The following is an 11524-nucleotide window of genomic DNA, read 5'->3' on the forward strand; positions in this document are numbered from 1 at the left end:
CTACAGGAATTAATACTGGGGAGTATTAATTTCTGATTTCTTTAATCATTTTTATAATTTATGACCGAATAATAGCGTTAAAACCGAACATTAATCAATATATCGCTTAAGATAGTTCGTTAATAAATTATTGTAAACCTGTTTAGCAACTCTGATAAAAGATTTTTTATTTAGTCTACAGGCGATTGTAAATCCCACAAACTAATTACGTGTTTCTTTAATTTTTTTATGATATGAATTAAAATATTTTGTGGTTATGAGTGGGCCGTGATTTTGTAAATGCGATCAAGCTTGGGCTCTAATTCCTTTCTTAACTGATGGGTGACCATCACAACTGTTAATTGGGAGTCACTGGTCAGCAGATCCTCAATTTCGGTTCTAGATCGATTGTCCAAAGCTGATGTACCTTCGTCGATCAAAAATATTTTTCGTTTGCTCGATAATCCGCGCGCTAAAACGATCCGCTGTTTTTCACCACCTGACAAGTCGCTGCCATTGTATTGCAGAATCGTGTCTAAGCCATCAGGCAAACGACTAACTAACTTGCTTAAACCCGTTTGATCAATGATTTTGTCCAAGTCGAGATTATGAATATGGTCATCTAATGTGATATTATTCCTCAGACTATCGTTAAAAATATAGGGATCTTGATCCAAGTAATAAATCTGTTCCCTGACTTGACTTAAATCCAGATCTCGATAATTCAAACCATCAATCATTAATTCTCCAGTGTAGCTGGTTAATTTTCCGGCCAGAATATTCAATAAAGTCGTTTTACCGGAGCCTGAATCACCGATCAGTGCGTACTTATGATTCTTTTCAATTGTCAAAGAGATTTGTTTGAGAATTTCACGTCGATGGTCGTAGCCAAAACTCAGATTATGAATGCTTAACTGCTGATTGAAGTGATTAAGTTCAGCGGTCGGCTGTTTATGGAAATCTGGTAATTGTGTAAATTTATCAAAGATCGGCTGTACAGCTTTGATCGCAATTAAACTTTCGCTTGTGCCGGTAATGCCAGCAAAGATACTGCCGGCAAAATTTTGAGTGGCATTCACTGCGCCGATCGTGACCAGCTTTGCAAACACGAGCAGTCCAGTTTGAATCATGATAAAAGTTTGGCACATAACACTAACGGCGTTAGTCGTGGCCGACATGCTGCCATAGATGCGTGCATAATGATTATTTTTTGCTGCCGCTTCTTTTGATGAGGCGACTGTTTTTGACACAATTAATCGACTAAGATTCAGCATATATAAAGGATTGAAACCTTCCAAAATATCTGTTAGCTGGTTGGTTAATTTTTCATTGCCTTGAGTCATTGATAGCGAGGCAGCAGTGATTTTTTTCGTAAAAATATGAGGTGTAGCTAGCACAAGCGCTGATAAAATAATTGCGGATAAAATTAATGAAAAATGATAATAAGCAAGCGCGATGGCCGAGAAACTAATATTGGCTAAATTATCAATTAGGTCATAAACGTTATTAAAACCATTTTGGTTGATCGTATTAATATCATTGGTCATCCAAGAACTGTAGACGGCTTCGTTTTTTTCATGATATTTTTCGTAACTACTTTGGGCAAGCCTATTGGCAATATTTTGTCGAATGCTTGTGTCCATTAATTGAATGACCTTTGAAGTATAAAAATCTTGGATATACAAGCTGTAGCAGTAAAAAATATAGGCTAGTATTTCCACGAGTATCCAAAACATAAATTGATCAAAATCTCGTTTGACCAAATTTGTCAATGCATTGGCCGAAGCGAGGGCGCCGATCATTAAGACGAAATCACGCAGGATGATAAAGGCAGACACAAAAAGATTCTGAGGCAGAAATTGTCTGAGACATTCATATAAATTCATATTAAAAGACAGCTTTCTTTGATTTGTTTTCAGAAAGTGCACATTGTTTAAAACAAAATGAGTGCACAAAAAAATCTCGTTTAAAGATTTTTTAACTTGCTAACAAATTAAGACAGCACCTTTAGTCATACGATATTTCAGCTTCCTAGGAATGATTTCTATTAGCCAAAGAATACAACATATTTTGACGAAATGCTATCTCTTTTACGGCCTGCATCTGTAGGAAACTTTAGTTTTTTGATTTTCAAGCATGACGGCGAAGATACCAATTATAGATACTGTTGGCTGTTTGATCTGATAAATAACGAAGCTGAATGGCCTGGTTGCTGTTGCCATGTCTGATATTAATGGTTAAATGAGCCAAGTTTTTGTGTACCATCCAGACAGTTCTATGATAATTAATCGATTGAATGTTTTGCCATGGCAGAAAGTACAGTTCTTTGGTCCACAAGCGTCCAACTTGCAAGACTAATTGCTGATCGCCGACTTGCGCAAAAGCAGTTTGCCGGCTTTTGTAGTAGCCGAGGCTGGCAGCGACCGCTAGCAGCAGCAAAGCAGCATAACCAAAGGGCCGCCAAAAATAGATGGCAAGCCCGATTGGCAGCAGGGAAATTATGACTGCATTACGAATAAAATAGTAAATTTTGTTAACAGACAAATGATTCAAATTAGGATTAATTGCTGGCAGCCAGCTAATAAAGGCATGAATTTTATTAAAAACCAGTTTATTTGAAATGACAGGTATCACAAGCAAGTCGTCATGATCATCCTCGCTTTTAGCCGCATTGGAAGCAATAATCGTATTAACGGTTGCTAACTTCAGCCATTGACGCAGAATACTTTGCTTGATACAAACAGCCTGAATCCGATTAATTGGTGTTGTCACAGTATTTCTTTGAAAAAAACCGCCGATCGTTGTCAGCTTCTGATCTGTTTTCGTCAATTGAAAATGATAATAACGCAAAACAATTCTCAGATAAGAAACGATCAGACTTAAAATCGCAATCAAAACAAATAATAGTAAGGCAATGCTGAGGCTTAAATGATTAAAATAGTTGTTGGCTGCCTTGACATAATGATCAGGTAAAAAACGATCTAGTTGAGACATAATACTGCCAACCGCGATCAAGGCTGGAATCAAGCCGACTGAGGTAATCGCATACAAAGAAAGATCATTAGCCGTAATATCGTAAACTGCCTGCGGTTCAACAACATGATCAGCCTCAATCGTTTCCGTAGAGACAACTTGGCTGCTGCGCCGGTTCAGCTGTTCGATCAAGTGAGCAGTTTTTACGGGAATAACAGCTAATTGGGCCTCGGCTTTGCCGTCATTATGGCCGGCCGTTTCTATGGCTAAGGATTCTAAATTAAAGGGTTTTAGAAAAAACCATTGTTTATGTTGGATCGTTTGAATGCGGCTGTAGGGAATATGATTATGCTGACGTACAAAAAGGCCTGAGTGGATCGTCAGACTATTGTCGTTAAATTCGTATGTTAAACAGTAATAACGAACGATAGGCATCATAATAAACACAAGCAAGACAGCCGCTAGTTCCGCTAAACTGATCAAACTATCAGCAGTGTTATCGAATTTAACATTAAAGAACATATAGATCCACAGATACCAAGTCGACCTTAAATTTTTATAAATAAATCCGATAATCGAAAAAGGATGAAGATGACTAGCTTTTGTCATCTTGTACCTCCACAGCCAAGTCCATGATTTGATCACGGAGTTTTTCTGCTGTTATGGGCTCTAATCCGTCAATATCATGTTGGGTCGAAGCTGTTGCGACAGTCACTTTTTGTAATTTCTGCCACTGCAGAATAGGGCCGGCAGACAAAGTAACATTTTGTACGCGTGTGATCGGAATAGCTATTCGTTGACGAAAAACAAATCCTGATTGCATTTCAACGGCGTTTTCTGTAATCGTATATTGCCAAAAACGATAACGATATGGGATGGAAAGGAAGTTAATAAAAGCAGCGACCAGCGTAAGGGCGGCGACTAAGTAGATGATAAAGGCTGGCAAGTGCCAAAAGCGACTGGCAAAAAAAATGGCAATATTGATGATAACTAGTAAACATAGGTTGCCTAAGGCGCTGATCAACCAGGTTATTTTGATTCTTGCAGGCAGTTTGTGTGTCTGATTCATTTATTCTCCTAAGGGGGTTGTTGTGTTGTTGATTAACTATCATTAAAAAGGTTCAAAGAACGCTTGTCAACCGATGGTCAAAATAATCTTATAATTCAGTCAATAAAAATTGTAATCGTTGTACAATGTTTTTCTGAACTTTAACTCATCTGTAGATCATCTGCGTCGCTGATAGCTGGAGCTGCCGCCATTGATCACTTTCACGATTTCATCTGCTAGGGTATCTCGGCGAACCGGAATATAGGCAGCTAGCAATTTTTTTAGTAAAGGTAGTTGTTTGGACACATTTAACGGCGCTGCTAGAATGACTGAATAAAGCCGTGCTCGATCGTAAACCATGCCAGGATAAATAATTGTGTTGTGTCTGTTTTGTGCCAAGACGATTTTTTCCGCCGCGTATTTAGCCAGCATATATTTACGCAGAATGACAGGCATTTTGTTGGCCGAAATAAACAAAAACCGGCTCGTTTGCTGATTGTTTTTCAAATAATCAGTGATTTTACGTACTGGTTCGATCATAAATTTTTCATAAGTCAGGCCTTTGCGGCGATTTTCAAACAGAATACCGATCGCATCTATGACCCAATCGGCTTGATCAACGTATTTTTGCCAACGATCGTCGACTAAGATATCAGAGGCGACCCACTCAACTTGGTCGATCCACGTTCCAGTTAAATTAACAGCTTGGCCATGTCGCGAAATACTTGTGACTTGTTGACCATTTTGAATGAGTTTTTCGACTATTTTTTGACCAATAAAACCACTACCGCCAAATACGACGATTTTCATGCTAGACTCCTAGTCTGCTTCATAATACAAAAGCGATCGTCCTTTCAAAGGCTGCAAATCACGATTATTGCGTGCATACAAGTCTTGTAAAAAGGCAAGCTGCTGAGTGGAAATTTCAATTGGATTTTGAAAAACGTACCACTCGACGTTTTCGCTTAATGGCGGTGTGGTCAGTGAACCTAAATAATGAAAATAAGATTTATTTGTTGGCATTAAATCGCTTGTATCACAACTAAAAAGTGTCTCCTGACCAATTTGTGAAAAGACGCGACCGAGAACCGTAGACGTTCGGCCGAGTTTGGCAAAAACAGCCACAACTGCTAATTGTCCATCAGCGGCTTGATTGACAAAGTGGATCTCGGCCGCAAATGTGCGATCGTCCAGGGTATGTTCGCTCGGTGTGTGAATATGAAACTGCTGCAATTCAAAATGGCGGTTATTTAAAATAGCGTGACCGCGATGGCCTACTTCCAGTCCGCGACCAGTATCATGGACGTACATAGCAACGGTTCCGTAATCAAATTTTAAAGGTGCCTGGTAGCGGGCTCTTTTTGCCGTCTGGGAATTCAAAGCAACAGGGGATTGCATGGACCCAGATATAAATGGCCAAAGATCTTGTTGATCATAATCAAGCTTTTTCATGTCAGTTCCTCAATTCCGAGTTATTAATTAATCATTTTAGACGGGCGATCTTTAAAAAACAATTCGTATCGTCTGCTTGACATATATGATAAATGCGCTTAAAGTTCTAGCCAATAGACAGTGATGGAATGAGTATTAAGTTTGCAGCCTGAAGAGACGCTGATGAGTGGTGAAAATCGGCGGGTGAATACTTAAGAAGATGGTTCTTGAGTCGACTGCTTGTCTGCTGAAGTATGCTGCAAGCGCGGGAATGCCCGTTATAGCTGTGAGTTTGTTGCATAAACTTAATGAGGATTTTTTGGTGACAAAGAATCAAAAACGAGTGGCACCGTGATTGATTCGCCTCGCATTCCAATTTTTTGGAGTGCTTTTTTAGTCATTAACACGAGGAATATTTCGATGAGCCGAATACGAAGTCATACAACGATATGCTGGCTGCTGCTCTGGCGGGGCCAAGGTTTGAGTGAGACACGAATGTGCCGCGACTTTTTTGTTGATTTCTTTTCTTAAAAATATAAAAAATCGAGGTACTTCTCATGAGTCAAATTAAATATCATTTTGAAACAAAACAGGTTCACGCTGGTCAAGAAGCTCCTGACCCAGCTACCGGTGCGCGTGCAGTACCGATTTACCAAACATCATCCTTCGTGTTTAAGGATGCTAAAGAGGCTGCGGGTCGTTTTGCCTTGACAGATCCAGGATATATTTACGGCCGGCTGACTAATCCGACTAATGCTGTTTTTGAAACACGGATCGCTGCTTTGGAAGGCGGCACGAGTGCGATCTCCTTAGCTTCTGGTGCAGCGGCTGTGACGGCAGCTATTGAGAACGTCGCTGGTGCAGGCGACCATATTGTAGCAGCTTCAACACTTTATGGCGGCACTTATGAATTGTTTAGCGAGACGTTAAAAAAATTAGGCATCGAGACGACTTTTGTAGATCCAGATGATCCAACTAACTTTGAGGCCGCTATTCAAGATAATACGAAAGCAATTTTCTTTGAAAGTCTTGGGAATCCAGCAATTAACATCGTAGACTTTGAAGCTGTTGTTGCGATCGCAAAAAAATATGGCATTTTAACGATCGTCGACTCGACTTTTGCAACTCCTTATCTGATCCGGCCTTTTGAATATGGAATCGATATCGTGGTTCACTCAGCAACGAAGTTTATTGGCGGTCATGGGACGACGATCGGTGGTGTTGTTGTTGAGAAAGGTGACTTTGATTATAAAAAGTCAGGTCGTTATCCAGATTTTGTTAATCCGACAGCGGCTTATAACGGCTTGGTGTGGGCTGATCTGGATGGCGCTGCCTTCACAACGAAGATCCGTGCCGAGCATTTACGCGATACGGGCGCCACTTTATCACCGCAATCCGCTTGGTATTTTTTAGAAGGCTTAGAGACCTTGTCGCTCAGGGTTGAGCGGCATGTTGAGAATGCTCGCAGGATCGTTAAATATTTGCAAAAACATCCAAAGGTCGCTTGGGTTTCTTATCCAGAAACAGATGATTCGAAGTATCGTGAATTATCCAAAAAATATTTTCCTAAGGGAGCCGGTTCAATTTTTACTTTTGGTTTGAAAGCTGGTGAAACAGGGGCTGGTACCTTGATCAATCATCTAGAATTATTTTCATTATTAGCAAACGTTGGCGATGCTAAATCCTTGATCATTCATCCTAAATCTACGACTCACGCACAGTTAAATGACGAACAGTTAAAGGCAGTCGGTATCACTCCTGACCTGATTCGTGTTTCTATTGGTATTGAAAATGCTGATGATCTGATTGCTGATCTAGACCAAGCTCTAGCACAAGTTAACTAATTTGATTATTTGCCGCAGCAATGATTGACCTTTCCTGACTAATGTTTATTATATGAAGGGTAGAGGTGAATAAAATGGCATTAGCAGAAGCAGACGCAGAGAAATTGAATGTTGAGGGCTTATCCATTATGTTGGCAAAAGGGATCGAATCCTTTAATGCCGACGAAGACAAAGATGTAGAAAGGTACCTATTAAAATCAATTTATGATAATTCAGGTGTTCAAAAATCTGAAAAAATTGATGCTTATCCCAAAGTGGATTTGAAAAGAGTGGCTGCTCGAATTGATGAGCTTGAAAAAAACGAACCGCAAGATTCTAAAAAAACTTTCACCGATCTTAGGACCTGGGCAAAAGTTAAATAATCGATCTATATACTTGATGATCCCAAACTTTAAAAGTTTGGGATTTTTTTCGTGTTAAGCTATTAGAAAATAGTTATTGGAGAGTTGCTATGGAAAATCAGGGTACAGAGCCTGCTTTAGTTGATCATTGGAGTTGGGGCGCTTTTATGAATGCTTTTAATTGGGGAATTGGCAACAGAGTCTATCTGACGCTGTGGATCTTAGTACCGATCTTTAATCTGGTTTGGGTCTTTATAGTTGGTGCTAAAGCACATCGTTGGGCATGGGAAAAGAATTCGTATCAAAATGAAGCTGAATATAACGCGATCATGGCAACTTGGGATCGTGCTGGTTTTGTTCAGTTTATTCTTTTCTTAGCCGCCATTGTGTTAAATATTTTGTTCATCATATTCCTAGGAGCACTTGGAGTAGTCTTATTTAATTCAAATTAATCGGATAAAGTATTCAGCGGCTGCGGCCGTTTTTTATTATGCTTAGTCTATGGAAAACGGTAGTCATATTCTCACATTAAAAAATGGTTTTCATCTTTGGTCGCATACAGAAAACTCTGGTGGCAAAACAAAAGTAATCGCAGTTCATGGTGGTCCTGGAGATAACCACGAATCTTTTGAGACTTTGCCGGCAGCACTTTTAGAAAACGAAATCAGTTACTATGATCAATTGGGATCTTGGTATTCGGATCAACCGGACTTTTCGGATTTAGCATTGGCCGAAAAGTATTTAAATATTGCTTACTTTGTTGACGAATTAGAAGCTGTCCGCCAACAATTAGGTTACGAAAAATTTGTGCTATTAGGTTACTCATGGGGCGGCATGATCGCTTTAGAATATGCCTTAAAATATCCGAAGCGGTTGAATAAGCTGATTATTGTGGGAATGTCTGATAGAGATCGTGACTTCACCGATCGTATGAAGGACGAAGTTTCCAAAGTTTTGTCCGCAGATGAGGCCGCCTATGTATTCAAAGAAGCGAATGCAGGCGACTTGAACGATCCTTTATTTAATCAATATATGGCAAGGTTTTATGAAGATTATTATGGTCGTTTTTCTAAAAGCTCGACAACACATGCTGTTTCCACAACTAATATGCAGGTCGCTGATTATATGATGGGCCGCAATCCCTTTCAGACAGTTGGGACGATGGCGGGTTGGGATATTTCTGACAGGATCGATCAGATCAACACACCCACTCAATTCATGATTGGTGATCAAGATATGATTCCGATCGCGAGAATTCAAAAGATAATTCGGCATATGCAAAACGCAAAATTGGTGGTTGTTCCACAAGCAACGCATGTTGTCATTCGTGATAATCCTGAGTATTTTTTTCAACAATTAAATAATTTTCTAAATAACTGATTTTTTGACTCGAAATTTATAAAATGATAGTGAAAGCGCTTCAATTTGATTGTGTCGTTTTTAGAGATGAATAAAAGGGGACTGAAATGTCAACAATGAAAGATGTTGCAAAGCTAGCTAAGGTTAGCTTGGGCACTGTTTCACGCGTGATCAATCATATAGACGGCGTTAAAGCTGCAAGCGTTGATAAAGTACAAGCGGCTGTCGCGAAATTAGGTTATGTTCGTAATGATTATGCGCGCGGTTTAAAAATTAATTCTTCGCAAACAATTGCTTTGATCCTGCCCACGATCTGGAATCCTTTTTTTGCCGAATTTGCATATTGCGTTGAACGCGAGCTTTATCATCTACACTACAAATTACTGCTGTGTAATTCGGAAGCAGATGCCAGCAAGGAATATGAATACATTAAAATGGTCACGCAAAATAAAGTAGACGGCATTATCGGTATTACTTACAGCGAGATCGATCAATATGTGTCGTCCAAACTTCCTTTTGTGAGTGTTGATCGTTACTTTACGGAGCAAGTATCCTATGTCAGCTCAGAAAATTTCAAGGGCGGCCAAATAGCAGCCGCAGAATTGATCAAAGCCGGCGCCAAACATCTGGCTTATTTTGGCAGTTATGCAGCTTACAAAAATGAGACCACCAAACGACACGATGGTTTTTTGGAGTACGCTAAAAATCATTGTCAAGATGTTAATGATATTTTTGTTCCTGCTCCAATTGACCATAGCATTGACAGTTTAGTCAATCAACTTTTCGATAAAGATCCTCGTGTAGATGGCATTTTTTGTGTCAATGATACAACGCTCATAGAAGTGGAACAGGCATTGAATAAACGTGGATTATCTGTTCCTCAGGATGTTCAGCTAATTGGTTACGATGGCATTATGCTCACTGAAGATGTGTCTTTATCCGTGTCAACGATCGCTCAGCCAATTACTAAAATGGCTAAAGCCGCTGTCGAAATATTGCTGAGAAAAATTAAAGATCCGCTTCACAAACAAGAAATACAAATACTTCCCGTCTCATTTAGAACCGGTTTGACAACTCGGCATTCTTGATATGGCAAGCGGCATGTTAAAGTTCGAATTTTTTAAAAACCGCTTGACAGTAAGCGCTTACAATATTATTATCTAGTTGTAATGAAACGTTACAAAAATGGCTAAAGATGCTTTTTGAGAGGAGGGTGGTTGTATGAGAAAAGGGAAAATAGCGGTCATCGCAGTCGTGGTCCTTGCTGCTGTATTTGTCGTTTACATGGTAAGCGGATCCGGCAATTCTGGTGGAAATACAAAAAAGAATATTACGATGTGGGTTCATTATTCAAAAGATGATCCTGAAGGCAAGGCGATGGTCAAAAATATCGCTTTGTTTAACAAGACAAATGGTAAAGGATATCATGCAACGGTTCAATATATTCCTCGCAGCAGTTCTGGTGGCGGTTATGAAGATAAAATCAATGCGGCTCTGAATTCCAATAGCCTACCTGATGTGATGACTTTGGATGGACCGAATACTGCGGCTTATGCCAAGTCAAAAATTATTCAACCGGTTGGCAAATATATTAAAAACAAGCAGGATATTTTGCCAAGTATTCTTTCACAAGGCACCTATAAAAATAAACTTTATGCAGTGGGTTATTCAGAATCCGGCGTTGGCATTTATTACAACAAAAAGATGTTCAAAGAGGCTGGTATTTCTGATTCAGAACTTCCTAGCTTGAGCAAGTCTTGGAACTGGGATCAATTTACTGAGATTGCAAAAAAACTGAAAGATCATTTTAATCGTCCGGCAATTGATCTGCAGCTTAATGATCATTCAGAATGGTCGCTCTATTCATTTGCGCCGTTTATTTGGTCAGCTGGTGGCAAGATCACGAATGCGGCTGGTACGAAAGCTGAGGGTGTCTTTGATTCAAAACAAACGCAAACGGCTTTTACTTTTTTACAGAATTTAGTGAAAAATGGTTATACGACGATCAGTCCGATTCAAGAAGGTTTTCAAACGGGCAAATATCCGATGCTCATGTCTGGGTCTTGGGCGATCCAAGAATTAAACACATCATATAAAAACATTGATTACGGTATCCTGCCTTATCCTGTTTCACCTAAAACAGGCAAACTGGTTTCACCGACCGGCAGCTGGCAATACGCTATGAGCGCAAGCACAAGCAAACCTGAGGCAGCTGGTGCGTTAGTTAATTTCTTAACCGAAACAGCGCAAATGTATCGCACTGCCATGACTAATACGGTCTTGCCAGCGCGTAAATCCGTTTCCAAAAAAATGCTGACAAAAGTGAGCGCACCAATGGAATTTTTGATTCAGCAGAATTTAAAAAGTGGTCACTCCCGTCCGGTTCTGGTTAATTATCCACAAGTATCACGGATTTTTGCTGACGCTGTCACGAAGACCACTTATTATAAACAGAACCCGAATATCGCTGATTTGCTGGAAAGTGAAGCAAAGACGATTCAAAGTTATTTAAAATAGCCGACTTATCACTGCCGAAAACAATATCTATT

Annotated in this window: 11 protein-coding genes; 6 read left to right on the forward strand and 5 right to left on the reverse strand. The window is 39.7% G+C overall.

Going from position 1 to position 11524, the window contains the following annotated elements:
* Positions 1-254 precede the first annotated feature (254 nt).
* From DLJ48_RS04210 to DLJ48_RS04230, 5 genes are all read right to left on the reverse strand, one after another.
* On the reverse strand, positions 255-1865 hold the full coding sequence (locus DLJ48_RS04210; RefSeq protein WP_128686216.1) for an ATP-binding cassette domain-containing protein: 1611 nt from the start codon (positions 1863-1865) through the stop codon (positions 255-257).
* Positions 1866-2109: 244 nt separating this feature from the next.
* Positions 2110-3561: a PH domain-containing protein gene (locus DLJ48_RS04215; RefSeq protein WP_128686218.1), complete on the reverse strand. Its 1452-nt coding sequence runs from the start codon at positions 3559-3561 to the stop codon at positions 2110-2112.
* Positions 3548-4021, reverse strand: coding sequence for a PH domain-containing protein (locus DLJ48_RS04220; protein ID WP_128686220.1), 474 nt, complete (start codon positions 4019-4021; stop codon positions 3548-3550). Before DLJ48_RS04220 ends, DLJ48_RS04215 begins: the two co-directional genes overlap by 14 nt.
* Positions 4022-4177: 156 nt before the next feature.
* Positions 4178-4810 (reverse strand): NAD-dependent epimerase/dehydratase family protein, encoded by a 633-nt coding sequence (locus DLJ48_RS04225; RefSeq protein ID WP_128686222.1) that lies wholly within the window; start codon positions 4808-4810, stop codon positions 4178-4180.
* Positions 4811-4819: 9 nt separating this feature from the next.
* On the reverse strand, positions 4820-5452 hold the full coding sequence (locus tag DLJ48_RS04230) for a carbonic anhydrase family protein (RefSeq protein ID WP_128686224.1): 633 nt from the start codon (positions 5450-5452) through the stop codon (positions 4820-4822).
* Positions 5453-5988: 536 nt separating this feature from the next.
* On the opposite strand from DLJ48_RS04230, the gene DLJ48_RS04235 reads away from it, so the two are divergent.
* The 6 genes from DLJ48_RS04235 (at position 5989) to DLJ48_RS04260 (ending at position 11492) form a co-directional block, all read left to right on the forward strand.
* Entirely contained in the window at positions 5989-7275 is a 1287-nt protein-coding gene (locus DLJ48_RS04235) for an O-acetylhomoserine aminocarboxypropyltransferase/cysteine synthase family protein (RefSeq protein WP_128686226.1), read from the forward strand.
* Between the two features lie 74 nt (positions 7276-7349).
* Positions 7350-7637, forward strand: a complete 288-nt coding sequence (locus DLJ48_RS04240; RefSeq protein ID WP_128686228.1) for a hypothetical protein — start codon at positions 7350-7352, stop codon at positions 7635-7637.
* A gap of 89 nt (positions 7638-7726) precedes the next feature.
* A complete protein-coding gene (locus DLJ48_RS04245; RefSeq protein ID WP_128686230.1) occupies positions 7727-8068 on the forward strand; it encodes a ribonuclease G in 342 nt (113 codons plus the stop codon).
* 49 nt (positions 8069-8117) lie between these two features.
* The gene (locus DLJ48_RS04250) at positions 8118-8996 is read left to right on the forward strand and encodes a proline iminopeptidase-family hydrolase (RefSeq protein ID WP_128686232.1); all 879 of its coding nucleotides are present in this window, start codon (positions 8118-8120) and stop codon (positions 8994-8996) included.
* Between the two features lie 86 nt (positions 8997-9082).
* Positions 9083-10063 (forward strand): LacI family DNA-binding transcriptional regulator, encoded by a 981-nt coding sequence (locus tag DLJ48_RS04255; protein WP_128686234.1) that lies wholly within the window; start codon positions 9083-9085, stop codon positions 10061-10063.
* A 133-nt stretch (positions 10064-10196) separates the two neighbouring features.
* The gene (locus tag DLJ48_RS04260; RefSeq protein ID WP_128686236.1) at positions 10197-11492 is read left to right on the forward strand and encodes an ABC transporter substrate-binding protein; all 1296 of its coding nucleotides are present in this window, start codon (positions 10197-10199) and stop codon (positions 11490-11492) included.
* The last annotated feature ends 32 nt before the right edge of the window (positions 11493-11524 follow it).

Origin of the sequence: Oenococcus sicerae (assembly GCF_004102045.2) — a bacterium.
Taxonomy (GTDB): domain Bacteria; phylum Bacillota; class Bacilli; order Lactobacillales; family Lactobacillaceae; genus Oenococcus; species Oenococcus sicerae.